Consider the following 26,469-nt stretch of genomic DNA (forward strand, 5'->3'; position numbering starts at 1 on the left):
CTGAAAAATCAGGCAAAAGTTGCTTTTACAATAATGAAGTCACCTGCGGACAAACAAATTAAGAAAAGGCAGCGTAAAGACAAGCGCCTGACATTCATCGTGACACTGTTTGGTGGCATGGTGCTGTTCACGTTGGTATTGCTCATTACTCACCTTATTTCACAGGCAATGCCACTGGCTATGCGTCCGGATGTGGTTAATGTGGCCAGTGCGTCACTCAGCCCGGAACAGATAAAGCAGGGACAGGCGGTTTTGGCCAGCGGCGATCTGATGGAAGGTCAGCCATTGATGACGCGGTCAGATGAATGCCGGGTGAAAATGCTGGCGCTGAACGGCACAAAAACAGGCTTTGAGCCTTTTCATGACTATATTCGTCCCTGCGATCATGAAACCCGCGTGGTAAGTGAAACCGGACAACATTTCATTGCTGATGTCTCCTCTTCCAGTCAGGTACGGATTGTTGAAGTACAGTCTCTGGCTCTGCCCACTGCTGAACCGCAATTTAATGCCGGCGAGCCGCGAACAATCGGGGCCGGATTGATCAGCTTTGCACTACCGCAGGATATCTGGGACGGGCGCATCCGCTGGCAAATTGAATTAGGGGAGCAGTGGATTGTGGCCGTTGTTCACACGCCGTCTCAAATATTCGTCCGCTGGGTAAACCGCAGAAATCCGGTGAAAATAACGGATCATCACTACTCCTCTGATGCCAGTGTACTGCCTTTACCCGGCAGTGGCATCACGCTGGTTTATGAAAATGGCGTGCTCGGACAATATCCCCTGAAAGGCGCTCCTGAAGAAAAATTCACCAGAGAGCCGGTTTCCTGGTGGCACAGCCTGCCAAAAGATCGCACGGTGCTGATGGCGTCGCCGGAAGGGAAGTTAACCCGCTGGGTGCTGCAAAATACTGACGGTAAGATGCGTTACTATCCAACGTGGACCACCACTCTGCCTGAGAAGCAGCTCCCCGCTGATGTGACTGCCCATGCAACCACCAACGGTCTGGCGCTGCTCACAAAGCAACAACAGGTGTTGCTGATGAACAGAGTCACCGGTGAAGTGGTAAGCCGTTTCAGGAATGCAACGCCACAAAGTCATATCAGCTGGTACGGACAGCGGCTTTATCTGTGGTCAGACTCTGGTGTGTCGGTTGAGAAAGTAAACTGGCTCACCGGTATCACCACCTGGTCCTCGTTATTCAGTCCTCAGCAATATGAAGGATACCAAGAAGACGGAACTATCTGGCAAACCACCAGTGGCTCAGATTATCAGGAAACGAAATACAGCCTGGTGCCGCTATTAATCGGCAGTCTGAAAGCTTCAGTGCTGGCTCTTATCATTGCGATACCTGTAGCCGTGGGGGCTGCGGTGTATTCTGCATATTTCTCCAGAGCGGCACTCAGGCACTGGCTGAAGCCGGCTCTGGAATTGCTGGAAGCAGTGCCTTCTGTGCTTATCGGCTTTGTGGCCGCTATCTGGCTGGCTCCTATGGCTGAGCGGGTACTTTTTTCCTTTGCGTTTTTCCTTGTGGTTGTGCCGTTGATTTTATTTGCAGCGGCTTTTGTACAAAACCGCGTAGCGCGAAAATTACCCCATGTATTGCGTCAGGGTACAGAACTGGTTGTTTTGCCTTTGATGGTATTCTGTCTGGGCTACGTCAGCATGCAATGGGCACCGGAATGGATATTCAGCCTGGCCGGCGTAGACGGTTTTGAAACCATGTCGGCATCGTCTGAAACGCCGGTTGGTAAAACTACTATCGTGGTTGCGCTGGCTCTCGGTGTGGCTATTTCCCCGACAATCTACTCGCTGGCTGAAGATGCAATCAGCGGGGTACCTGATTATCTTAAGCACGCGTCTTTTGCCCTCGGGGCAACACGGTTACAGACATTGCAATACGTGGTCTTGCAGATGGCCATGCCCGGTATTCTGGCAGCGATTATGCTCGGCTTTGGCCGCGCCTTTGGTGAAACCATGATCGTACTGATGGTCACAGGGAATACGCCGGTTTCCGACTGGAGTCTGCTGGAGGGACTGCGGGCACTTACCGCGAACCTGGCCATCGAACTGCCGGAAACCGACGTGCAGGGCGCGCACTATCAGATCTTATTTTTAACTGCCTGTATCCTGTTCGGCTTCACTTTCATTGTGAATACGCTGGCTGAACTGTTGCGGCAAAAACTCCGGGTCAATGCCCGTCATGATTAAATCCAAAATTGAAGCCATTATGACGCCGGCACAGCGTCAGTCGTTTGTTATCAGCTTCACCGCATTTTTAACCACGCTGTTATTGCTGGCGCTTGTCAGTATTCTCGCCCTGATCATTTACCGGGGTGTCGCTTATTTCTGGCCTGCACCGGTATATTCACTCACGTTTATTGATGAGCAGACGGAAGAGGCCAGGTCTGTTTACGCCCAGGTTTTCAGTGAGTACAGGGAAAACAATAACACCGTGCGCTGGGTGGTGTATTCGTCGGAGCAAAATCCCCACGGTACACAGGCGCTTGTAGACGAAGATCGCACGCTTACGCTGGTGGAATCGGTAAACAGTGCCGACATCACCCTCAATGACGGGCTGTCCGTACTGGGTGTGCCGGTACAGATCACTGCCGGCGGGCAGCATGTTTTCGATGAGTCAGCCTACGGCACGGTCACTGAAAAAGTCAGCCGTCTGGAAGAAAGCATTGATGATTTGCGTACCCGCTGGTTGTCAGGGATCCACCAGAAACTGGCTGAACTGGATACGCGGGGAGTGGCTGCAGATGCGCCGGCGCGGGAAAAACTGAATGATGCCTTCCGGCAGTGGCAAAGCAAAATTATTGCACTGGAAACCGAGCGGGACAGTTACACACTGCACGTTGCCATGGCTGACGGTTCAGTCATTACGATTCCGGTGGCGAGCATACAGGAAATGATTTTTCCGGGTCAGCTTGGCATTGCCGGTAAAATCGGGGTTACGCTGAGTCATATCGGACAGTTCCTGATCCAGGCACCCAAGCAGGCCAATACCGCCGGTGGCGTGTTCCCCGCGCTGTTCGGCACAGTGTTGATGGTATTTATTATGACCATCATTGTGACACCATTTGGTGTACTGGCCGCGGTGTACCTCAATGAATATGCGCCGGATAATATCCTCACAGCAACCATCCGCATCAGTGTGTCGAACATGGCGGGTGTGCCTTCCATTGTTTATGGCGTATTCGGCCTGGGCTTCTTTGTTTATATTGTGGGCGGTAACATCGATTCGTTGTTCTTTTCAGACACATTACCCTCGCCAACTATGGGGACGCCCGGACTGTTCTGGGCAGCGCTGACCATGGCTATTCTTACTCTCCCTGTGGTGATTGTTGCTACCGAAGAGGGGCTACGCAGGGTACCGCGGGGATTGCGGGCGGGAAGCTACGCCCTGGGAGCGACGAAGGCGGAAACCATTATGCATACTGTATTGCCCATGGCTTCGCCCGGCATCATGACCGGTGTCATCCTCGCGATTGCGCGGGCTGCCGGCGAAGTTGCACCACTGATGCTGGTGGGAGCTGTGAAGTTTGCGCCTAACTTACCTTTTGACGGCGAGTTTCCCTATCTCCATCTGGAACGGCAATTTATGCATCTGGGTGTACTGATATACGACGGTGCTTTCCACAGCCAGACTGACGCAGAAGGGGCTTCCATGATGTTCGCCACCTGTTTGCTGTTATTGCTGGTGGTGCTCATTCTTAATATTCTGGCGGTGTTACTCAGAGCACGGTTAAGAAAACGGTACTTAGCGAGCTGATTATGCTGAAGTTATTTGAACATGAAACGCTGGATGTCCATCATCTGAATGATGACGATACGGCCATTAAGGTGGAGCATCTTAATCTGCGCTTTGGTCAGAAGCATGTGCTGCAGGACATCAGCATGAGCATTCCGAAGAACCGTATAACGGCATTTATCGGACAAAGCGGTTGCGGTAAATCTACCCTTATCAGCGCTTTCAACCGGATGAACGATCTGGTTGCTGACTGTCGTTACGACGGCAGCATTTACATTGGCGGCCGGGATATTAATGGCCGCAAGGAAAATGTGTCTCAGCTCCGTACCAAAGTCGGCATGGTGTTTCAGCGACCCAATCCGTTCCCTATGAGCATTTATGACAATGTCTGCTATGGTTTGCGTTTGCAGGGAATACGGGTAAGACGTTTTCTTGATGATGCTGTTGAACAGTCGCTTAAAGAGGCTGCGCTATGGGAAGAAGTTAAAGACCGGCTGTTTGAATCAGCACATATTTTGTCCGGTGGTCAGCAGCAGCGGCTTGTCATTGCAAGGGCGCTGGCATTGAAGCCGGAGATCCTGCTGTTGGATGAGCCTACATCGGCACTGGATCCGCTGACCACATTGTTTATTGAAGAGCTGATGGCCGGCCTGAAGAAACGATGCACTATTGTGATTGTCACCCATAATATGCAACAGGCTGCGCGGGTGTCTGATTACACGGCATTCCTGCATCAGGGGAAATTGATTGAATATGCTGACAGCGATTCACTCTTTACCATGCCCGAACATAAACAGACAGAAGATTACATTACAGGCCGTTATGGTTAACGGGAGATATTCATGCCACGTCAGATTGCGTTAAATACCCATATCTCCGGCAAGTTTAATACTGAGCTGGAGAACCTCAGAAATTCCGTGCTTACCATGGGAGGGGAAGTCGAGCTGCAACTGGTGGATACCCTGCGGGCGATTAAGCAGAATAATGCCGGTCTGGCTGAAAAAGTCATATTAAATGATCTCAAGATCAATGCCATGGAAATGCAGATTGATGAAGAGTGCTTACGCATCATAGCCAGAAGACATCCCACCGCTTCCGATTTACGGCTGGTGATGATGGTGTCGAAAGCCATTACCGATATTGAGCGCATGGGTGATGAGATAGAACGGATAGCCCGTCTGGTAACGAAAAATAAGCTGCCTGCTTCAGAAACGATTAAAAGCAGCATGATTCTGATTGGTGACCGGGTTGTACAAATGATGCGGGGTACCTTCGATGCTCTGGCGCGGCAAAATGAAAATTCTGCGCTGGAAGTGTATGAGCAGGATAACCGCATTGACGCAGAATATAAGAAGTTGCTGAAATACACCACCGGAGAAATGCAGAAAAGTACTGACGATATGCAGGACTGGCTGGAAGTACTGTGGGCATTACGTTCTCTGGAACGGATTGGTGACCGGTGTAAAAATATTTGTGAGTATGTTGTTTACTTATCGCGGGGAACTGATGTGCGGCATTCACCGTTAGAGAACATGCAACAGAAATTAAAGCACCTGAGTTAGTGGCGATCTGTCACAAAATTGAAATATTTGGTGTATAAATAAGCGGACGCGCGTAGTTTTATTGCGATTTAACTTATTCCGCAAATTTACACTATTGCATTGGATTGAATTTCGTTATCATGCGCCGCAGCCGAATTGGAAACGTTTAAAAAATAATCTATGCCAGATATCACACCGTTAGCGCCGGTTGTCATTTTCGACTGCGAAGATAAAACCTCCTTTACTTTGCGCCAAATGGCGTTTTCTAGCTTAGTCAGCGAATAATCCAGGAGCGAGACCTGTGGAACTTCTGCAAAGTTATGGCATGACGCTTATTATCCTGGCCGCGGTAGTCGGCTTTATAATGGCGTGGGGGATCGGTGCCAATGATGTAGCCAATGCAATGGGTACATCGGTAGGATCTAAAGCCTTAACCATCAAGCAAGCAATTATCATTGCGATGATTTTCGAATTTGCCGGAGCTTATCTGGCGGGTGGGGAAGTCACCAGCACTATTCGTAAGGGGATCATTGATCCCATGTTCTTCACCGACAGGCCGGATTATCTGGTTCTGGGGATGATTGCCTCGTTATTTGCCGCAGGTATCTGGCTGGGACTGGCGTCCTGGTTAGGCTGGCCTGTATCAACTACGCACTCTATCATTGGTGCCATCATCGGATTCACTGCCACCGGCGTAAGTATGGATGCCGTTGAATGGGGCGAAGTGGGCGGCATTGTTGGAAGCTGGGTGGTGACACCTGCTATTTCCGGCATCATTGCTTATCTTATTTTCATCAGTGCGCATAAGCTTATTTTTGACACGGCCACGCCGTTTAAAAACGCCAAACGTTTTGTTCCGTTTTACATGGGGCTGGCAGGCTTCGTCATGTCGCTGGTTACCATCAAGAAAGGCCTCAAGCATGTTGGTCTGACACTGTCTCCGGAAATGGGGTATGTGCTGGCCGTTGTTATTGCCATTATGCTGGCAGGCCTGGGCCGGTATGCGATTTCCCGCATGACATTTTCTGAAAATCAGAGTGCTGATATTCAAAGTGCCAATATCGAAAAGATATTCGCAATGCTGATGGTAGTAACGGCCTGTTGTATGGCTTTCGCTCACGGCTCAAATGACGTAGCCAATGCTATTGGTCCACTGGCGGCAGTCGTCAGTGTGGTTACTTCTGGCGGTGAAATTAACGCAAACTCAGAACTGGCGCCATGGATCCTGCCTCTGGGTGGTTTAGGTATTGTGGCTGGCCTGGCGTTATTCGGTCATCGTGTTATTAAAACTATCGGTCAGGGGATCACCCATCTGACACCGAGCCGTGGCTTTGCTGCAGAGCTTGCTGCTGCCTGTACGGTTGTTATTGCTTCGGGCACAGGTTTGCCTATCTCCACTACGCAAACCCTGGTGGGGGCGGTGTTAGGTGTGGGTATGGCACGTGGTGTTTCGGCGCTTAATCTGGGTATCGTACGCAATATCGTCGTCTCCTGGGTTATTACGCTGCCTGCAGGTGCCATTCTGGCGATTATCTGCTTCTTTGGCCTTAAAGCCTGGTTTGGCGTTGAGTAAGCAGCAAAGCTGATTGCCAGTCAGTTGAAACCGGACTAACAAAAAAAGCGAAACAGTCACTGTTTCGCTTTTTTCGTTTCAGGCCGGCGCTCAAATCCGGCCACAAATCTTCCGCACGTAGTGGTTTAGCCGTCAACATCCACCGGTGTTACAAAGCCGTCAGGCTTTAAGCCCACCACCGCGCAATCAATCTGCTCAATGGTTTCTTCTGCGGTACCGCCCATGATGTAGCCGGGGACGCCAAGGCGGGACAATGTTCCCATTACAATAAGGTCGGCGTTACATGCATTTGCTGTAGCGGCAATGTCACGGCGGGGATAGCCCCGCACAAGATGAACGGCAGGTTCCGCTATGGTTGGAGATTCGTCGTTGTGATCCAGAGCAATCAGTCCCAGCAACCGGTTGACCTCTTCTTCACGCTCCAGTTTGATTTTGCTTAAATCGTGCTGCACCGCGTCTTCATCAACGCTGATAAAGCCCTGCCGCAGGATATTTTCAGGCACCGCGTCATACACATGCACAACATGCAGTGAGGCATTTTCCGCTTCAGCCACACGCCAGGCCGTATTGAGGATATCCAGAGCCAGTTGTTTACGGATAGCCACTTCGTGTTGAGGGTAATGATAATTTACATCGACGGCTGCCACTACGTTTTGCAGCGATGTGGTGCGTACTTTGTGCATGATCCAGACAGGGCAGGGGCACTTGCGCAGCAGGTGCCTGTCATCACTGCCGGTAATTTTACTGACAACGTCGTTTTCATTCAGCTTAATAACCAGATCATGATCCGCCGACACTACCTGCCGGATAATATTGATAAACCGGTGACCGGTGCTGACAATCCCTTTGGCCGGGTATTGTTTGCTCCACACCGCAATCTGCTCATCCAGCCAGCTTTGTGCAGACTGAGTCAGCGATGAATCTGACTCCAGGTATTCAAAGGACTGCATGATCATACGGGCATTCGGGGGAAGTGCCTCAAGTGCCAGCATGATAGTCAGTGATGCGTTATGCTTGTTTGCAATTTGCATCGCCCGTTCTACCAGCACGTCCTGGCCGTGTGTGTCGTGCAACACGCACAGTATATTACTAAATTGCCCTTTCATTTATTCCCCTCCTTTTCCGGCAAAAAATGACACGTCTTGCCGGAAGCACAAAACTGCTGTGATCACATTTATACATTATCTTTTTAATTATAGTTTTTAAATATTCCCGCATCAGCCCCTGTTGATGAATATTTGGTGACGGATTTTATACATTTTACCAATCTGCACACCAGATGCTTCAAACCAGAGAAAACATGGATAATTGTTGTAGTGCTTTTAATCTTTATGTTAGATTAAATTATCGTTTTCTAATCTGATTTGTGACTATGAAATGGCCTAACCTGAAACATCTGCATTATCTGGTGACCTTGCATCAGGAACAGCATTTTCACCGTGCTGCCCAGCGATGTAATGTCAGCCAGTCGACGTTGAGCACAGCGATCCAGAATCTGGAAGAGCACTTTGGCAGTCAGTTACTGGAGCGGGAGCACAAGACCTTTGTCTTTACTTCGCTGGGACTGGAGATTGTTGAGCGCAGTAAAGTGTTGCTGCAGGAAGCCGGTGAACTGGTGGAATTTGCGCAGAATGCCGGTAACTGGGAAAAAGGTAAGCTGAAGCTGGGCGTGATCCCGACCATAGCACCGTTCATGTTTGAAGGCATGATTGGCGCATTCAAAACATTTCTGCCGGACATCAGTCTGGAGCTTCAGGAAGACACAACCCACAACTTGCTTCAGCAACTCACTGATGGCCAGTTGGATCTGCTTATCCTTGCGTTGCCGATGGAAACACCGGGATGCAAGCAGATGGTACTGGGCCATGATCCGTTTCATCTGGTGGCTCATGAAAGTCTTGCCAGCACATTGCCGGAACCCTTTGATATCACGACTCTGCCTAACAACAGTATTTTCCTGTTACAACAGGAGCACTGTATGACCGGTCATGCCGTAAGCGCCTGTAATCTGCAACATCGTGAGCAGGTAAGCAGTCTGGCCGCCAGCAGTTTATACACACTGGTGCAACTGGCTAACAGTAAACTGGGCTATACCTTCATGCCTGAGCTGGCACTGAATCAGAATATCATTAAAAATACCGAACTGAAGGCATTACCCGCGGAAGACAATGCATACCGGGAGATTGGCCTGGTATGGCGTTCCGGTACCACACGGATGCGTTTGTTCAGAAGAATTGGTGAAGTACTGTCACCTTTATTACCGGTTCCGGTACTAAAATAGTTCTACTTTATGAACGGCCCGCAACCACGATGATTGCAGGCCGTCAGCTCCTCCGGTAATTCCTTCCCGGATAAGTCAAAAATCGTCTCCACTCCCTTTTTCGAAAAAATTCAAAAACACTTCAAACTATTTCCTGTGTCACTCCGACTTTACTTGTAAGCTTCAGAGAAAAAGTGGCATCGCAGGCATTACCGTCTGCCGGAAAACCAATTAAACAGTAATAAGGAATACACGTGTTTGAAAAACACGACGACCAGCTTGTGGCCAGCGCGCTGAAAGGGCAGAAGCGGGCGTGGATAACACTGATCAAACGCTATGAAAAAGCTGTGTTCAGTTACGGGGTTCGTATGACAGGCAGCAGAGATGACGCCGCTGACCTGATGCAGGATATTTTTGTGTCTGTATTTAAAAGCCTCGGAAACTACCGCGGGGAGGGCAGTTTTAAAGGCTGGTTATTTAAGGTAGCGCACTACCGGTGTATCGAATTCTATCGCAAAAGAAAGCCTGAGCAGGGGCTTGAGGATATACCGGAACCAGACAGTGGTCAGCCTTGTCCGGAAACCGTCATGCTGGAAACTCTGTCGGGACAGGCACTGCTAAAAGCAATGCAAACCCTGCCTCTGGCTCAGAAGGCAGTAGTCGAGCTTAAATTTTTCGGGCAATTCACATTTGATGAGATTGCTCAGCAAACAGGTTTATCACCAAATACAGTGAAGTCGCGCTTATACAGCGCGCTGACGAGACTGAAAGTGTTGATGGAGGATGAGCATGCAAAAGCATGAACAGGAAAAACTGCTGGCAGGGTGGCTGGAAGGTACGCTGACTAACATTGAGCAGGAACAGTTTGAGGCACTCTGCGCGCAAAATACTGATTTTGCAGAACGGGTTGCCGCTGCACGGTGTTTAACTGAGCTGGCAACGCTCACCGGCGAAAATATGAATGTACCGGAGTGGAACCGTGACAGTACTTTTACCGCTCCTGAAAAGCAGAGATGGTGGCAATGGCAGGGCTTGCCTGCCATGTCTGTGGCGATGTCATTGGTTGCCCTGGTGATGGTTGTCAGTGGCTTTCAACTGCAGATATCCGAAGGCGATGTGACCATAGGATTCAGTCAGCCGGCTCACAAAGAAAACGAAGTCGCAGCCATCGTCGATGAGAAATTACAGAAATATCAGAAGCTCAATGAATTGATGTTCAGCAAATATGCCGATGCCATGGCTGCCCAGCAAAGAGAGAGTTCAGCGCAACTGACTCAATATTTACTGGCGTCCGGCAGACAGGAGCGCCGTGAAGATTTTGCTGAATTCGTAAAGTTTATTAATCAACAGCGGGACGACGACCAACGCTTTATGGCCCGCCAGTTAAATCATCTTAAACAGGAAATCAACGCGATGGAAAATAGCTACAGCGCGGATTTACCGGTAACCGAATAATACGAGGACTTGGGTATGCGTAAACTGAACAAAACGAAACTGGCTAAAATCATTAACCGTTCAACACTGGCCGTAATGACAGTGGCGCTATGTCATACGGGATATGCAGTCGCTGAGAATTATTCCGGGCTGGCTAAAGAAATTGAAATTGTGAAAGGTATTGTCGATACCTCTCTGAAGCAGCAACAGCGTTCAGAGGGAATACGTTACCGTTCACTGGATGCTATGTATCTGGCAGGGCAAGGTGTTGTATTTACGGTTTCCTCAACCGGAAACGGTAACTGGATGTCGCGTATAACAGATATTGTTGATCGCATTCCTCCCATCCCCCCGGTTCCTGATGTACCGGCGATCGTCAGTAACGGTGAAATCGATATTGAATTAAGTCGCGAATGGGAAGCCTTTGCTGACGAGACTGCCTCCCGGTTTGGTGAAGCCTTCGCTGAATCTACAGAACAGATGTATGACTTACGAAGTGAAGAACGGGAAATTGCCTGGGAACGCAGAGATATTGAGCGTCGCAAAAGAGATCTTGAATTTGAAGCCGGACAGGCTGATAAAGCGCGGGCAAAAGCTATCAAAGATGAAGTGGACACCCTTGAAAAAGAACTGGCGGCGCTGAGCAGCAAAGAAGGCTCTCTGCGTGCCCGCAGAGAAAGTATCGAGCAGCAAAGACAGGAAAGTGCAGACGCCCGAAAGCAGGCACAGTTGAAAGCAGCAAAAGCCTTTCTGAGTAATTTTGAAGCAGGGATAGGGGAAGCGCTTTGTCGCTTTGGCGGCGGAATGCGGGCGTTACCCGATGATGAGCATGTGACTTTTGTGCTGAAAGGTTTTGTTCAGGGCGGTCAGTCAGGACAGAATGATAAAGTGTATGTGTTTAAGAAATCAAAAATTGAAGATTGCGTAAAAGAAAAATTGAATACTGACGGACTGCTAAACAGTGCCAATGTTTACGATTTTTAACTGCAAGACAGTTATGGCATGAAATAGTTGTTAAAAAAGTGTGTTGAGCACTCGTACAACTGGCAACGCAAAGATTACACACGCCTCAAAAAAAAACGCCGCAACTTTCAGGCTGCGGCGTTTTTATTTAATCAGTCTGGTGCTTATTTACGGGCGTTAATAAGCATTTTTATCACTAAAGCCCCCGGTGACTGTTTGCAGAATGATCTTCAAGTCAAACGGGATAGACCAGCGGTGCATATAATCCAGATCATATTCCACACGCTTCGCCATTTTATCCAGTGTGTCCGTTTCGCCGCGCAGACCATTGACCTGAGCCCAGCCGGTAATTCCCGGACGCACTTTGTGTCGCAACATATAACCCGTGATCAGTTTGCGGTATTCTTCGTTGTGCGCGACCGCATGAGGACGTGGTCCAACGATTGACATCCGTCCTTGTAACACATTGATAAACTGAGGTAATTCATCCAGTGAAGTACGGCGTAAAAACGCTCCTAATTTAGTGACCCGGGGATCATTTTTAGTCGCTTGTTTTACCACAGAACCATTATCCTGTGTCGACATGGAGCGGAACTTATACACAGTAATTTCTTTACCATCGAGGCCATAACGCTTCTGACGGAAGATAGCAGGACCCGGTGAAGACAGCTTCACAGCGGCAGCGATGCACAGCATGGGAATTGCCAGTACAGTAAGAATACCCATACTTACAACCACATCTTCAATACGTTTAAGAATGTTGTTAGCACCCTGGAAAGGCGTGTCATAAATACTCAGAGCCTGAACATTTCCTACACTTTGCCAGCGAGAGTTAAGCAGTGTGTACATAAAGAAGTTAGGGATCAGATACACGTTAGCGGTGGTATCACTGCACTTTTCCAGAATCGCTTTAATGCGATCTTCTGCAGCCGTAGGCAAAGCAATATAGATATAATCTACCTTGTGGGTCTTCGCCAGCTCAATGGCTTCATCAATGCTGCCCTTGATCTGGTTACGAAATTCACCGGTAACACGGTCCTGAGGACGGTCATCATAAACCCCTTCGAAACGAATACCGAGTTGATCGTTTTCCATCATCTGTACAGCCATATTATAGCCTGCTTCGGTGGCACCAATGATAATTGCTGAGCGGCTGTTAAGCCCGCTGCGGCGTACCTTAAACAGGAACTGACGCATCACAAAACGCCAGCTTGTCAGAGTGATTAGCGAGCCGCCGAACCACATTCCGGTTACCGCAACAGTGGTGGACAGTGTGTGGGCAAATGCAAACGCGAAAACCAGTGTTGCAACAAAGCTGATAATACCGGCAACGGCTGCCATTTTCATCATTGCGCTGGTATTGCTGGAACGCCAGGAGCGGTACAGATCAAGCGCTTCAGCGGATACCTGAAATGCCACAACATTAATGAATAAGAGGATCAAAGCACCAGTAGTCACAGGCACGGCGTAGTAGAACATCGCGACATAGAAACACAATGTGATAGCGGTCAGGTCGACTAACCGGTAAATAGTAGAAAAGCTACTTTGATAAGAGCCTGAAAGACCACTGCGTTCATCGCTCATTCTCGTAACGTTGCCATTCAGCGTCTGGCTCTGCAGCAAATTGAATTTCATTTTTCGTCTCTCCGAATCGTGACGTTCTTTGATAATCAATGGGTTACAGGATAACTACCGGTATCTCATATCATTTACGTCACAGATAAAACCGTTTCCTGCATGAGTTAATGCAGATCCCGTTCCACATTTTTTGAAGACAATGGTAAATAATGTAAAAGTACTAATAGACTGATAGCAATGGCACAGTAATCGCATAGCCTCATCCGGACGAACCGGCTCGCCTCCTTAAAAAAGGAAGGGAGTAGCTATTCAATCTCAAACTCCGGGAGAAACTATGATTAAACGGACTTCAGGCGCAATTCTTGTCACCTTATTTGCCGGCAATGTTGCCCATGCGCAGGATAAAGGCGCTATTCAGGTGGGGAAGTTTGATATAAAACCCGGCCTGACCACCGATGTTCTTCATATCGATAACGTGACTTACGCCAGCGAAGAAGCTGATGAAATAGACAGCTGGGTATCAGTCGTTTCACCGAAAATTGATGCTTACACTGAGTTTAACGGGCATATCATTGAAATGGGCTACCGCCTTGAGCGCGGGGACTATTATTCTACCGATGCCGATGACTACACCGACCATTTCGCTCATCTAAAAGGCGACTTTGAAATTAATGACAGAAACAGATTTAAGGGCGTTGCCACCTATGAGGCCGGACACGATGAGCGTGGCCGCAGATATTCGAACGGTTTTGGTAACGAACTGACCAGTGTGGATACCTACAAAAATTCTGAAGTTGGAGCCATTTACTCCTACGGTGCATTGTCTGCTTTTGGCCGTATTGATCTGTCAGTAGGCTACGAAGACATGGACTATGATGGCGACACAGAACTGTATCTTATTCGCGACAGAAGCACGACAAAATACGGTGCCGAATTTGTTTATCGCATTGTCGACGGGACGAATTTGTTACTGGACGCTGACCGCAACGAAATACGTTATGACTATGATGCAAACCCGGCCAATCCACTGGATAGCATTGAGAATCGTCTGCTGGCAGGCTTCAGCTGGGATGTTAACGCGGTAACGCAAAGCTATGCCAAGGTTGGCTACAAAGAGAAATCCTTTGATGCCGCAAGCCGTGATGACTTCTCCGGTCTGGCATGGGAAGTCGGAATGAGCTGGCTGCCATACTCCTACTCAGAATTTACGGTCAGCACAAAACAGGACACCCGCGAAACAAATACCACCGGTGCGGATTACATTCGTGGCACAGACTATGCTATCAGCTGGGAGCATAGTTGGGTTCAACGCTTTTCGACTACCGCCACCATGGCATTAATGAACGATGATTACGTTGGCGACGTAGAAGACTTACGTGAAGACGATACAAAGAAATTGACATTAGCGGCTGATTACGAGTTTCGTCGCTGGTTGACGTTCGGTCTTTACTACTCAATGAACGATCGTGAAAGTAATCGCAGCGATATTGAGTTCGACAGAAACGTTTACGGTTTAACAGCAAAGGTAACCTTGTAATGATGACAAATGCGAAAAGGATATTTGCCACTTTAATTCTGCTGACCATGGCATGTGTTGCCAGCGCGCAGGAAGGAAATGCAAGTATGAGTTCCTATCGCCTGGGTGTTGGTGACAAAGTGCTGATCAATGTGTTTGGTCAAAGTGATTTGTCGATGGAAACCCGTCTGCCTGACGTAGGTAAGATTAACTATCCGTTTCTTGGTGAGTTAAAGCTTGTCGGGCTGACACTTTCTGAAGTAGAAAAACTGATTTATACCGGTTTGGAGGGGGATTATCTTGTTAATCCTTCCGTGGCCGTATCTATTGTTGAATACCGCCCGTTTTTCATTGATGGTGAAGTCAAACATCCCGGCGGTTATCCCTATCAGCCGGGTTTAACTGTGAACAAAGCCGCAGCCTTAGCCGGCGGGTATACGGAACGGGCGTCCCGTTCAGACATTCAGATTGTCCGTGAACAGGAAAGTGGCCAGGATACCCTTGAGGTAAACGTAAGTCACATGATTCAACCGGGTGACATCATCACCATTCCGCAACGTTTTTTCTGAGCGTAGTGTATTTTGCAGCCCCGCTGACACCGGGAAGATTAATGGAATTAAAGGATAGAGTATGTCGTTGAAAATGAAGGACTCGCTGCAAGCGAACATCCTGGATGATGAAACCATCGACTTTGCGCACTACTGGCAGGTATTTAAACGTTATTTTGGTCGCATCATTACGCTGGCGATTGTCTTTACTGCACTGGTGGCAATAGTGGTGATGAAAATGACCCCTATTTACTCTGCAACAGCCAGTTTGTTGATTGAATCTCAACCGGCCAACGTGATGTCTATTGAGGAGGTGTATAAGTCTGACACTACCCGCAAAGACTACATGCGCACCCAGTATCAAATTATCCAGTCCCGGCAGGTTGCAGCCCGTGCTGTGGATGAGCTGGATCTCGCGAATGATCCGGTATTTATGCCGCCTTCCGACGGGGAAATCTCACTTATTAAAGAAGCGAAAGCCTGGCTTTTCGCTAATTTGCCTTTCATTGAAAAAGCGCCCAAAACTGAGTTAACCGAAAGCGAGCGGGAAGAAAAGCGTCGCCAGGCAGCAATCAATAAACTGATGAAGTCTATTAATGTGTCACTGGTAGAAAATACACAGGTCATCAATATTACTGCGACCAGTGATTCTCCGCGTCTGGCTGCCGCCATTGCCACTACGATGGGCGATGTGTATGTAGAGAACTATCTGCAGGCCAAAGTGGAAATGACCACCAAAGCAACCTCTTTTCTGACTGAAAGTATGGAAGGCCTGCGTGATAAGCTTACTTCTGCTGAGAAAGACTTATCTGACTTTTATGAAAAAAATCAGCTGGTAAATCTTACCAATGGTGTTGTCGGTCTGGCAGCGGAAGAGCTTGAGCAACTCAGTAATCAATTGCTGAAAGCTGAAACTACGTTAAAGCAGAACAGAACGATTTATGAACAAACTCAGCGTAACGGTGCTGACTACAGTGCGCTGGCCCGTTTACCGGAAGTGCTGAATCATCCGAATATTCAAAGCGTCCGTCGTCAGGAGGCGGAAGCCATGAGCCGTGTATCAGAGCTCAGTAAAGTATTCGGTCCTAAACACCCGCAAATGGTGGCGGCCAATGCGGAACTGGATTCCGTCCGCGATACACTGCAAACTCAGATCCGCGATCTTATTTCCAGTATTACTACACAATACCGTGCTTCACAGGAACGGGTTGTGACTTTGCAGGAAGAAGTTGCAGAGGCTAAATCTGAATACCGTCAGTTGTCTAACCTGGAAAATACACGGCGTGCATTACAGCGGGAAGTGGATATCAACCAGCAGTTGTACAATTCCATGTTTACCCGTCTGAAAGAAACCAGTGAGATGGGCGGCTTCGAGTCAGCGAATGCCCGTGTGCTGGATCCTGCTCCGGTACCGAACAATCCCACTGCACCGAATAAAACGCTGTTAATCGTGGCGGCATTCATTGCCAGCTTTGGTTTTGGCGTACTGCTGGCCTTTGTGCTGGAAGCTATGAACAGCGGTGTGCGCTCTGTGGATGATGTTGAGAAGAAATTGGGTCAGCGCATGTTGGGACTTATCCCTGTTATTTCGGTAAAACGCCGTAAAGACATGGACCTGCGCGCCTTCTTTGACAGTAAATATCATCAGTTCAGCGAGGCGGTAAGAACCCTGCGTACCAGTTTATCTCTGATAAATCTTGAGAAGCAGAATCAGGCCATACTGGTGACGTCATCAGTGCCGAAAGAAGGTAAAACAACGGTTTCTATCAACCTGTCCTTCGCTCTGGGTCAACTGGACAAAACCATTCTTATCGACGCCGACTTACGTCGTCCGGCCGTTGGCAAGCGGTTCGATGTACCTAATTACCAGCCCGGACTGTCTAACCTGATCATGAAAACCCACTCTCTGGAAGAATGTCTGGTTCATGACGAGCAATCGGGTATTGATATTATTTGTGCCGGCAGTATTCCTTCGAATCCTCAGGAATTGCTGGCGGGTAACGGCTTTAAAGCACTGATCAATTATCTTAAGAAAACCTACAAATACGTGGTTGTTGATACCGCGCCTACTCAGGCGGTTTCTGATGCTATGGTTGTATCAAAAAGCTGTGACTCCGTTATTTATGTTGTGCGTGCTGACAGTACCAGTGAAAAAATGATCAAAAATGGTCTGGGCCGGTTCCTGCAAGTGGGGCACCGTGTTGACGGCGTAGTATTGAACCAGGTAGATCTTAAAAAATCAGATGTGTCTGAGCGCTATGGTGGTTTCTATGACCAGTATGGTTACAATGCTAACTGAGTTAGTGTGAGGACAAATTGTGATTGATTTACACAGTCATATAATACCGGGCATCGATGATGGTGCCAGAGACATGGACATGGCTCTGGATATGGCGCGGCAGACTGTTGCAGCCGGAGTCACTCACCTGGTGTGCACACCGCATGTTCACTGGGGCACTTTTGACAATACCCCCGAAATTATTGCCACAGGATTCAGTGCTCTGAAAGAGGCTGTCGATAAAGAAGGAATCCCGTTGTCTTTGTCCCGTGCAGGGGAAGTGCGGATAAACGAAATGGTGCCGGTGTGGTTCAGGGAGGATAAATTACCTTATCTGGGTGAATACCGTGGTAAAAAAGTACTACTGCTGGAAATGCCTCACAGCAACATGCCGGCAGGACTCGATCAACTGTTTCGCTGGTTACTGAATGCAGGGGTGCAACCTTTGATCCCTCATCCTGAGCGCAATCGTGACGTATGGAAACGTCCGGAAAAGATCCAGTGGCTGCGCAATCAGGGTTGTCTGTTACAGGTTACTGCAGGGGCTTTCACCGGGCGTTTCGGAGAACATGTAGAAAAGATTGCTAAAGACATGTTGCGGGATAATCAGATTGACCTGGTAGCATCGGATACCCATGATACCAAACGACGTCCTAATGATATGGGTGAGGCTTTTGCGGTGGTCAGTGAACTGGCTTCTGAGGAGGTGGCGAATACTCTGTTCAAAACCACGCCCGGCGATATCATTGCAGCAGGTGCAACTGCGTGACAGATACAATATTAATAACAAACCCGCCATCCGGCGGGTTTTGTATTGTTAAGCCTCTAATTAAGAATGTTAGCTTTAAACCAGCTCCATATCCCCAGCGAAAAGTTTTCAAACAAGTTAATTCCCAGTGCTGATTTGATCAGATAAAGGATGAGCAGCCCGCTCAGAACACTGAATGTAATGAACAGAGCAAACATCAGAGCCATTGTCGCCCGTCCAACCTGCTGCTCAAGCCGGGACAATTCGCGGCGGTTCTTGCCGGCCAGCACAACGAAGTAGAAACTCGTCCGCCATATATTGATTGTGCCCCGGACATCCACCTTATGTCTGGCCCAGCTGCGCCCGCCAATCGCTTTGTTCATGGCTATCAGCTGTTCTTCTGAAAAGGATGCAGCAACATCCGGTGGCATTTTACTGAGTAGTTTTTGGATCAGTTGTGACTCATGGACAGGATGAGGTGTGTTATCCACGGCAAATAATCTTCCGGTGATGTGGCTTTCCGTCATCTTAACTCAAAAAGACAGCCGGTATAAATGTGCTCTGCTTCAGGAAGTACTGAGATCCGGGCAGAGGAAATTTATGTGACAGGGAATAAATTGCCATCAACAGCGTAAATGTTGCTTCACAGCAACAGTCATTCAGATCTGAAATGCCATTTCTTATACTAAAGTTGTAATTTTGGGTTTGGTGCATGGATCTTTAATCCGTCTGCAAGCATAAAATAAATTCACGCCAAACTTTAAAACTGATTTAAAATCAGTTGGTTAATCTTTTCTGGTGTAGTGGGAGAGAACATCGGATTTAGATATTCTTTCAGCCAGACATAAAGCCCGTACATTATTTTACGATCTGGCATAAAAGCTGAATAGACCCTGTATATCGCATTTAAATATGTGTCGGAAGTGACCAGCAGGGAAAAGCACATGCAACAGGCAAAACACAACATCGCGTTTATTATCAACTCCCTCGAAGGCGGTGGAGCTGAGCGGGTGATGTGTAAGTTGTTGACTATCATGGAAGCGGATTTTCAGAGCGCTGGCTATAACGTGCATTTAATACTGCTTGATGATTTGCCGCAGGAACAGCAGTGTCCTGAGTATGTGAATCAGGTCGTACTCGATACGAAAGGTAGTTTGCACAGTGGCTACAGCGCACTGAAAAAAGCGCTGGAAAAAATAGCGCCGCATACCTGCGTAAGTTTTTTAACCCGCGCCAATATGCTTAATGTCTCTCTGGCTAAACGCCTGGGGTATCGCGCTGTGATCAGCGAACGGGTAAATACATCCAGTCACCTGTCCGGTGGCCTCAAAGATTTTATCTCCCGTTGCCTGGTGAAAGCGACATATCCTTCTGCTGATTGCGTAATTGCTGTGAGCGAAGGCGTAAAAGCTGACCTTATCGAAAACTTTTCGGTAAAGCGGGAACGGATTAAAACTATCTACAACCCGTACAACATGGCTAACATCAGCGCCATGGCACAACAACCGGTGGATGATTTACCGTCAAAGCCCTACATCATTGGCACTGGCAGACTGGTTCGCAATAAGAATTTTGATTTGCTGCTGCAAGCCGTAGCGGCATCTTCTGTCGGACACGACATCGTTATTCTCGGACAGGGAGAGGAAAAGCAGGCCTTATTGCAACGGGCTGAGTCTTTAGGGTTAAGCGGGCGCCTGCATTTATTGGGCTTTAAGTCCAATCCGTATCCATATATCAAAGGCGCAGATTTTTTTGTGTCGACGTCGAACGCTGAAGGTTTCCCCAACGCCATTGCTGAAGCTATGTGCTTGGGCAAGGCCGTGGTGGCGACCAACTGTGAGTCCGGTCCTGCTGAAATTCTTACCGGTGAGTATCCGTACAACGTATCAGGATTTGAAGCTCAGTCATACGGCTGTATTTGTGAAGTAAACAGTGTATCAGGCGTTGCCGGTGCTCTGGATTATATGTCGCGGGACGAAAACAAACAGCGTTACGAACAGCGAAGTGCTGAACGTGCCGCTACATTCAGTAATGCCGTGTTCCGCGAAAAACTGCTTAAAGCCCTTAAATTACAACAATCACAGCCGGAGACTGAACATGTTTCTGGCCGTTAAATTACTGTTCAGCCTTATCAGCGCCTGGCTGGTCTGGCAGACAATTCGTCAGCACTGTAATAAGTATCTTGCCTTTGTAGTTGTCGCAATTTGGTTACGCTTTTTCCTTTCCGCGTTCCATCAAATCACTTATGACCCGCTTATTGCCGGATTTTCTATTAATGCCCTGGCTTCAATCGGCATTGCTGCAACCGGTTTACTGATGCTGCCGCCAAAAGTGTACCAGTTGCGTGTTTTGCTGCCCCTTTACGCTTTCTTTGTTGCTGTAGTAGCCAGCGGAGTGATTAACGGCGGAGTAAGCGGCCTGATCAACGTAATGGTTAAGTGGATGTTTTTCTTATCAATAGCGTGTGCAATGTTCATGGCGATAAGAAAAACTGACAAAGATTTTGTATTAAAGAAACTGCTGGTGAGCTTCTTTTTACCTGTTTCTCTCGCTGTGATGTCAGTGCTGCTGGGTGAGGTGAAAGCCACTGAAGCCGATGGTTCAGCCAGCTATATCGGGGGTTATAACCACGAAGCGGCGTTTTCGATGATCATCGCCGGGTTCATTTTAGTGGTGGGTTTGTTGTCTCCGGGCGCGATACGATTTCGTGGCGCGCTGTTTGCATTAGGTTGTGTAGTACTGGTTTTGGTGAACTACCGCACCTCGGTTCTGGCGATATTACCGCTGGCTGCCATTTTTGCTTACACCGCAATGTCATCAAAAATCGCACCGCGTTACCAGACTGTGTTTTTCTTTGCCGCGTTCTTCGGCATGGGCATGTTGTTCCTCATGGCCTCGTACACCATGCAGGACCGTTTTGCTGATGTATTTGTATTCCTGACCAGTATCGACGATCTGATCAAGGCACCGTTCTACTACTCCGAGGCTGAAAAAGACATTTTCTCTGCCCGGGTGTACCTCTGGAGTTTGTATATCTATGAGTATGTGAACGGTTCATTTGTACATCAGCTGGTGGGGTGGGGCCCTGAATCATGGTCCGGCGTATTCCCGAAATACGCACACAACACCTACGTATCGTATTTGTATGAGTATGGCCTGATTGGTCTGCTCACATTCCTCTTCGCTGCTGCCAGCTTTGTAGTGCAGGCGATGAGGATTAAGAACAAGCAGTTTGCCTGGATGCTTTGTTCATCAATGGTGGGATTTTTGATTATGAACTTCGCCACCATGCCTCTTTGGAATATCGAGGGGTTGATTTTATTTGCCATCTTAATTGGCAACGCCATCGGACCGGTGAAATTACCTCGCAATGCATGGTTTGACTCACCTGCCTTTGTGTCTCGTTTGGCGAATTGATTTTAACTCAGGTTTGTCCTGAGATTTTGGAGAAAGTTATGAAACTATGTGCCGTAGGACTAAGAGGAATTCCCGACGTAATGGGCGGAATCGAATCTCATTGCCAGCAACTGTATCCGCGGCTGGTCAAATCGGGCATGGATGTCACTGTGATTTGCCGCTCACCGTATGTGGATCAATCTGTTGAAGAATACAAAGGCGTAAAACTGCGTTCTGTGTGGACTTTGAAGCATAAGTTCATCGAGACATTTTTACACACCTTCCTGGCTATTTTTTACGCCCGCTTCGTGGTGAAGCCGGATGTATTACATATCCACGGTATCGGGCCGGCTCTGTTTACACCACTGGCGAAGCTGCTGGGTATGCAGGTTATGGTAACTCACCATGGCGCTGACTATGACAGACAGAAATGGAATCAGTTTGCCAAAAATATTTTGAAGTTTGGTGAAACCATGGCAGTGAAATTCTCAGACCGCGCCATTGTGGTTGGCCGTTCTCTCACCGGCGTGCTGAAGAACCGTTTCTCCGGTAAATCGAACCGTATCCTGTTCGTACCCAACGGTGCTAAAACCGATATGGATACTCAGATGGGTGCTGAAGCATTGCCAAAGGATCTAGGTATTGAACCGGGTAAGTATGTACTTACTGTTGGTCGCCTCGTTCCTGAGAAAGGCTTTCACGACTTAGTCGAAGCTTACAAAAAATCTGACACAGATTTGAAACTGGTCATTGTAGGTGGTGCAGACCACGAAGATGAATACTCTATGAAACTGAAAAAACAGGCCAGCGATAAAATTATTTTTGCCGGCCGCCGTCAGGGGGATGAACTGAACGCGTTGTATAAGTTCGCCCGGGTGTTTGTATTACCGTCTTACCACGAAGGCTTGCCTATCGTTGCACTGGAAGCCATCAGTGCCGGTACAGAAGTGTTAATCAGTGATATTACACCGAACACTGATATCGGTTTGCCGGAAGATGCTTACTTCAAGGTTGGCGATACTGACGCGCTGGCCTACAAAATCACCCACGTGGATGATATGAAGCTGGCTATTAATAAAGAAGCGTTCCTGAACACCTTCAACTGGGATGCCATCTCTGATGATACTTACGTGATTGCGAATAACCTTGCTATGGGCATTCCTGTTCAACCACGCACGGCGGCCTGATGACTGAAAGACGTAAGCTGTTTCTGTATCCTTTTGTACATAGCAACGGGTTTGTCGACAGGATAAAAGGGGCGTTCAGCGAGCTGGGATATGATATCCGCCCGTTCAAACACCTCTTCCGTCCGGCAAACCTGTTCAGCAGAAAGGAAAACTGGCTGGTATTAAACTGGTATGAAGATCAGCCCTTTCGCAAGGGCATGAGCGGGCCCAAACGCTGGGCCTTCCTCCTCGCATTCTTTCTTACTGTCTGTTCCATTCCCTTGTTCAGTAGCAAAGTAATTTGGGTACGTCACAACTACAAGCCTCACAATGTAAGTACTCACTCTGCCCTTTACACATTCATATTGAAGCTCTTGACGCTTATTGCGGACCGGGTTGTCACCCTTGAAATGACCGACAGAATAGAATCAAGCGTGGTGAAGCACCCGCTTTATTTTAACGACAGGGATTTATTTCAATTCTTTGAGGCCATCGGAGATACCCAAAAAGGTATCGACTTTCTGTACTTTGGATCAATTAAGCCCTACAAGCGCCTCGATAAACTGTTAGAGGTGTGGCCGCTGAATCAGAAATTGCAGGTGATGGGCTTTTGTTCCGACAAGGAATATGCAGCCAGGTTGTACAGTATTATTGACCAGAGAGGTTTGCAGGTGGACTGGAATAATGAATTTGTAAAAGAAGAAACGCTGGAAGACGCGGTGTCTGACACGCGCTTTGTTATCATGGCCCACGATGATAACGCGATGATATCCTCCGGCACCTTTTACATGGCTATGAGTTTAGGCGCTAATGTACTGTGTTTCGATTCCGCCTTCGCACGAATGAAGGCCAGAGAGTTTCCTTTCGTTAAAATTATTGAACCGGATAATCTGGAAACCCAACTGGCAAATCTGGAGTACGTTGATTCCAGTGTGGTAGTGAATCAGGCTGTAGACCGCTACGGTGAGGAAGCTATCAGAGAATCCTGGCGGGTAGTACTGACTACCTGATTATCTCTTGCAGTTTCATAACAAAAAGCCCTGCGTCGTAGCAGGGCTTTTTCGTTGCAGCCAAAAATCAGCTTGCTCTGGCCTGCAAGGTTTGTTTGTCATTCACCATCGCATACACAGCATCATAAATGGCCTGGTCAACGCGGTTCAGCTCTGTAATAACGCCCATTAATTTCGGGTTACTGGTAATGGCTGATGAGGCACCACGATTCGGGCTGGTATTTTTGCTGGCAATATTGATACGGGTGCTGAAGCGCTGATTAAAATCTTCCTGCCATTTATCCATTTGCTCCAGCGTGCCGTACACCGAGAAATGACGCAAATTTGCAACAGCTTTAGCAATCACATCATCTGCATTCGCCATAATGTCAGCGGCATTGCGGTATCCGGAAAAATAGCGGGCATAGGTGACTGCCGAGTTAAGCGCCTTTTCTGACTGCAGATATTCTTCGATGTCAGTTTCGTTTTTCTGCCATTCCGATTCTTTAAAGCGGTTGTATACATATTCAGAAATAAAGCGGTCTGCAGGCTTTCTGAGTATCGTCAAAAAGTGCCAGTCTTTGTAAAAGTTACTGACTACCTCAGGGCGCGCCACACAATGGCCGGTAGTAAATACCTGGTGTTTACTGCTGAGTTGAAAAGTTAACTGGGTTTCCCTTGCAGTCATCATGTCCACTCCCAGTAACTTCTCGCACTCCCTGCTGGCTCTGAGATCAATATGGCCGGTGAAGCGGGTTGCTTTCAGCAGTGATGGATAGACAGACTGATAGATGGCATTAGACAGAGAGACGCCGGCACACTTAGGAACGTGGCAAAAAAAGATTTTCGGATATCGGGCGAGATACTTCTCTGATTGCTGCTTTAAGATTTCTTGCATGATTCTTGCTCCATCATATTCATGTTCGGGAAATCTACGCAGACTTCCTATTCGGATTGCAACTCACAGGGATACCAATGAGCGACAAATTCAGCGTTGTTATTACAACATTCAATCGACCTGCAGAACTCAAAGAAGCGCTGGACGGTGTATATGCACAAGTTGAGCAGCCGCTTGAGGTGATTGTAGTGAATGATGCATCTTCCTTGCCATATGATGACATTCTCACTGAATTTTCAGAAAAGCCGAACTTCCACTATCACTTTTTGAAAGAATCATCGGGTGCGAACAAGGCTCGTAACATTGGAGTAGACAGCGCAAAAGGTGATTACATCGCCTTTCTCGATGACGACGACATATGGTTGCCGGAATATTTGTGGGAACACAAAAAAGCTTACGACAACGGCGCGGACGCTGTGGTCAGCGGTTATCAGGTTTTAGGTGGTGAGCAACTGTTCGTGCAGCCTTCAAGACGGGTAGAGCGCGAAGTACTCCGCACTGGGAATCAATATTGCGGTATGAGCGGTTTCAGTGTGAAACGTGATATCGCTTTAAAGGAACGTTTCGATGAAACCCTGCCCAACGGGCAGGACTGGGATATGTACGTGAGGCTTTCAGAGCTGGGCTATTCATTATGGAATATTCCCAAGCCCATCTTCTTATACCGCTTCATGAACATGGATGGCATCGGCGCCAAAGTAGCGAAAATGACGCCGGACGAAGCGGTGGTGCGCCTGCGCTCAGCAGACAAACACCGCCAGTTTCTCGGAGACGGGAATTACCGGAAACGGGTGGCTGCTCAATTGCTGGTGTATTTGCCACTCAAAAAAGACAAGCTTAAATGGGTGATGAAGTCTGTTCACATTGCCGGTTTGTCTGTGACATTGAACCACCTGGCTGCAGTAACGGCAAAAAAAGTGCGACAGCGGGTCAGTTAGGGTTACGGGCCCTCATTACAGGAGAAGAATCATGGAACTCTATCAGGATCAGTTTTCTTCAGAACACGACTTCCCTCATCAGACGGAAACCCAAAAAACACTGGTGATTGCATCAACCGTGCGCTCAGGCAGTCATATGCTTGGACATGTGCTTCATGAAACCGGTGCTTTTGGCTTTCCCCTTGAATACGTGAACAGAAAAAACCTCGACGAATGGAAACTGCGTCTCAATCGCAAAACTTTGCCGGAAGTGCTTGATGAGCTCAGGGCGCGGCGGACATCCCCGAATGGTGTGTTCGGTATCAAAGTGCACTATTCCCATATCGAAGAGTTCGGCGGATTCAAAGCAATGTGCAAACTGCTGCCGAATCCGCATTTTGTGTTGCTTACCCGCGAAGATGTGATGGCTCAGGCTGTATCGCTGGCAGTGGCCAGACAAACCGGGTCCTGGATATCACAGCAGGGCAAGCCGGCGGCAGATCCGGAATACAACTTTGAAGATATTGAAGCAGGCCTGCGCCGCGTCAGCCTGGAAAATGCGTCCTGGCGATACACCCTGGCGGCAACCGGCAGCAAATATATGGAATTGAATTTTGCAGATGTAAAAACCAACACTGCTAATTCTGTACTCAGAATTGCTGACTTTATGGATTTGGCGGTGGAGAGTCACCGTATTCCGCCAACGCCGGTGACCAAAAAGCAAAGTAACATTTTAAACAAACAGTGGCAGGTACGGTTTCAGCAGGAGTTTAACGGCGACGATGAACTGTTACGTTTTAACCGTGAAAGTTTCTGGCACAAGTTGTCGAAAAAATTATCCTGAATCAGACAGGTTCTGAGCCAGATAAAGAGTGGAACGACGGCGTAATCCGCCGTGAGTATTAAAGGA

The 26,469-nt window shown here is 48.1% G+C and carries 23 protein-coding genes; 19 read left to right on the forward strand and 4 right to left on the reverse strand.

What is annotated here, in order from left to right:
- Positions 1 to 33: 33 nt before the first annotated feature.
- The 5 genes from DS731_RS04680 to DS731_RS04700 all read left to right on the forward strand — a co-directional run bounded on the left by DS731_RS04680 (position 34) and on the right by DS731_RS04700 (position 6,868).
- Entirely contained in the window at positions 34 to 2,208 is a 2,175-nt protein-coding gene (locus DS731_RS04680) for an ABC transporter permease subunit (protein ID WP_119503300.1), read from the forward strand.
- Positions 2,201 to 3,775 (forward strand): phosphate ABC transporter permease PstA, encoded by a 1,575-nt coding sequence (pstA, locus tag DS731_RS04685; RefSeq protein ID WP_119500237.1) that lies wholly within the window; start codon positions 2,201 to 2,203, stop codon positions 3,773 to 3,775. The genes DS731_RS04680 and pstA overlap by 8 nt, the downstream gene beginning before the upstream one ends.
- 2 nt (positions 3,776 to 3,777) lie before the next feature.
- Positions 3,778 to 4,584: a phosphate ABC transporter ATP-binding protein PstB gene (pstB, locus tag DS731_RS04690; RefSeq protein ID WP_119500238.1), complete on the forward strand. Its 807-nt coding sequence runs from the start codon at positions 3,778 to 3,780 to the stop codon at positions 4,582 to 4,584.
- A 12-nt stretch (positions 4,585 to 4,596) separates the two neighbouring features.
- Positions 4,597 to 5,316: a phosphate signaling complex protein PhoU gene (gene phoU, locus DS731_RS04695; protein ID WP_119500239.1), complete on the forward strand. Its 720-nt coding sequence runs from the start codon at positions 4,597 to 4,599 to the stop codon at positions 5,314 to 5,316.
- 280 nt (positions 5,317 to 5,596) lie between these two features.
- Positions 5,597 to 6,868, forward strand: coding sequence for an inorganic phosphate transporter (locus tag DS731_RS04700; protein WP_119500240.1), 1,272 nt, complete (start codon positions 5,597 to 5,599; stop codon positions 6,866 to 6,868).
- 125 nt (positions 6,869 to 6,993) lie between these two features.
- Here DS731_RS04700 and DS731_RS04705 read toward each other — a convergent pair whose 3' ends face one another.
- Complete coding sequence (locus tag DS731_RS04705) at positions 6,994 to 7,974, reverse strand: universal stress protein (RefSeq protein ID WP_119500241.1); 981 nt, start codon at positions 7,972 to 7,974, stop codon at positions 6,994 to 6,996.
- 266 nt (positions 7,975 to 8,240) lie between these two features.
- Between DS731_RS04705 and DS731_RS04710 the strand changes: the two genes are divergently transcribed.
- From DS731_RS04710 to DS731_RS04725, 4 genes are all read left to right on the forward strand, one after another.
- Positions 8,241 to 9,149 carry a hydrogen peroxide-inducible genes activator gene (locus DS731_RS04710; RefSeq protein ID WP_119500242.1) on the forward strand — a complete coding sequence of 303 codons (909 nt, stop codon included), beginning with the start codon at positions 8,241 to 8,243 and terminating at the stop codon, positions 9,147 to 9,149.
- 233 nt (positions 9,150 to 9,382) lie between these two features.
- Positions 9,383 to 9,931 carry an RNA polymerase sigma factor gene (locus tag DS731_RS04715; RefSeq protein ID WP_119500243.1) on the forward strand — a complete coding sequence of 183 codons (549 nt, stop codon included), beginning with the start codon at positions 9,383 to 9,385 and terminating at the stop codon, positions 9,929 to 9,931.
- The gene (locus DS731_RS04720; protein ID WP_119500244.1) at positions 9,918 to 10,583 is read left to right on the forward strand and encodes a hypothetical protein; all 666 of its coding nucleotides are present in this window, start codon (positions 9,918 to 9,920) and stop codon (positions 10,581 to 10,583) included. The genes DS731_RS04715 and DS731_RS04720 overlap by 14 nt, the downstream gene beginning before the upstream one ends.
- A gap of 15 nt (positions 10,584 to 10,598) precedes the next feature.
- On the forward strand, positions 10,599 to 11,546 hold the full coding sequence (locus tag DS731_RS04725) for a hypothetical protein (protein WP_119500245.1): 948 nt from the start codon (positions 10,599 to 10,601) through the stop codon (positions 11,544 to 11,546).
- A 156-nt stretch (positions 11,547 to 11,702) separates the two neighbouring features.
- Here the strand turns inward: DS731_RS04725 and DS731_RS04730 are convergent, their stop codons facing one another.
- Entirely contained in the window at positions 11,703 to 13,109 is a 1,407-nt protein-coding gene (locus DS731_RS04730; RefSeq protein WP_232373537.1) for an undecaprenyl-phosphate glucose phosphotransferase, read from the reverse strand.
- A 328-nt stretch (positions 13,110 to 13,437) separates the two neighbouring features.
- Between DS731_RS04730 and DS731_RS04735 the strand changes: the two genes are divergently transcribed.
- The 4 genes from DS731_RS04735 to DS731_RS04750 all read left to right on the forward strand — a co-directional run bounded on the left by DS731_RS04735 (position 13,438) and on the right by DS731_RS04750 (position 18,214).
- Entirely contained in the window at positions 13,438 to 14,640 is a 1,203-nt protein-coding gene (locus DS731_RS04735) for an outer membrane beta-barrel protein (RefSeq protein ID WP_119500247.1), read from the forward strand.
- An 86-nt stretch (positions 14,641 to 14,726) separates the two neighbouring features.
- Complete coding sequence (locus DS731_RS04740; protein WP_119503301.1) at positions 14,727 to 15,188, forward strand: polysaccharide biosynthesis/export family protein; 462 nt, start codon at positions 14,727 to 14,729, stop codon at positions 15,186 to 15,188.
- A 61-nt stretch (positions 15,189 to 15,249) separates the two neighbouring features.
- On the forward strand, positions 15,250 to 17,466 hold the full coding sequence (locus tag DS731_RS04745) for a GumC family protein (RefSeq protein WP_119500248.1): 2,217 nt from the start codon (positions 15,250 to 15,252) through the stop codon (positions 17,464 to 17,466).
- A gap of 19 nt (positions 17,467 to 17,485) precedes the next feature.
- Positions 17,486 to 18,214 (forward strand): tyrosine-protein phosphatase, encoded by a 729-nt coding sequence (locus DS731_RS04750; RefSeq protein ID WP_119500249.1) that lies wholly within the window; start codon positions 17,486 to 17,488, stop codon positions 18,212 to 18,214.
- 56 nt (positions 18,215 to 18,270) lie between these two features.
- On the opposite strand, the gene DS731_RS04755 is transcribed toward DS731_RS04750, so the two are convergent.
- Complete coding sequence (locus DS731_RS04755) at positions 18,271 to 18,684, reverse strand: 3-phosphoshikimate 1-carboxyvinyltransferase (protein WP_119503302.1); 414 nt, start codon at positions 18,682 to 18,684, stop codon at positions 18,271 to 18,273.
- Between the two features lie 453 nt (positions 18,685 to 19,137).
- Between DS731_RS04755 and DS731_RS04760 the strand changes: the two genes are divergently transcribed.
- From DS731_RS04760 to DS731_RS04775, 4 genes are read left to right on the forward strand one after another with little or no spacing between them, the layout of a single operon-like run.
- Positions 19,138 to 20,307 (forward strand): glycosyltransferase, encoded by a 1,170-nt coding sequence (locus DS731_RS04760; protein WP_119500251.1) that lies wholly within the window; start codon positions 19,138 to 19,140, stop codon positions 20,305 to 20,307.
- Positions 20,291 to 21,610 (forward strand): O-antigen ligase family protein, encoded by a 1,320-nt coding sequence (locus DS731_RS04765; protein WP_119500252.1) that lies wholly within the window; start codon positions 20,291 to 20,293, stop codon positions 21,608 to 21,610. Before DS731_RS04760 ends, DS731_RS04765 begins: the two co-directional genes overlap by 17 nt.
- 38 nt (positions 21,611 to 21,648) lie before the next feature.
- Complete coding sequence (locus DS731_RS04770) at positions 21,649 to 22,776, forward strand: glycosyltransferase family 4 protein (RefSeq protein ID WP_119500253.1); 1,128 nt, start codon at positions 21,649 to 21,651, stop codon at positions 22,774 to 22,776.
- On the forward strand, positions 22,776 to 23,765 hold the full coding sequence (locus tag DS731_RS04775; protein ID WP_119500254.1) for a hypothetical protein: 990 nt from the start codon (positions 22,776 to 22,778) through the stop codon (positions 23,763 to 23,765). Before DS731_RS04770 ends, DS731_RS04775 begins: the two co-directional genes overlap by 1 nt.
- A 67-nt stretch (positions 23,766 to 23,832) precedes the next feature.
- On the opposite strand, the gene DS731_RS04780 is transcribed toward DS731_RS04775, so the two are convergent.
- On the reverse strand, positions 23,833 to 24,642 hold the full coding sequence (locus DS731_RS04780; RefSeq protein WP_119500255.1) for a sulfotransferase family 2 domain-containing protein: 810 nt from the start codon (positions 24,640 to 24,642) through the stop codon (positions 23,833 to 23,835).
- 77 nt (positions 24,643 to 24,719) lie between these two features.
- Between DS731_RS04780 and DS731_RS04785 the strand changes: the two genes are divergently transcribed.
- Both DS731_RS04785 and DS731_RS04790 read left to right on the forward strand, forming a co-directional pair.
- Positions 24,720 to 25,580 carry a glycosyltransferase family 2 protein gene (locus DS731_RS04785; protein WP_119500256.1) on the forward strand — a complete coding sequence of 287 codons (861 nt, stop codon included), beginning with the start codon at positions 24,720 to 24,722 and terminating at the stop codon, positions 25,578 to 25,580.
- A gap of 31 nt (positions 25,581 to 25,611) precedes the next feature.
- Complete coding sequence (locus DS731_RS04790) at positions 25,612 to 26,403, forward strand: Stf0 family sulfotransferase (RefSeq protein WP_119500257.1); 792 nt, start codon at positions 25,612 to 25,614, stop codon at positions 26,401 to 26,403.
- Positions 26,404 to 26,469 lie beyond the last annotated feature (66 nt).

Source organism: Alteromonas sp. RKMC-009 (genome assembly GCF_003584565.2).
GTDB lineage: Bacteria > Pseudomonadota > Gammaproteobacteria > Enterobacterales > Alteromonadaceae > Alteromonas.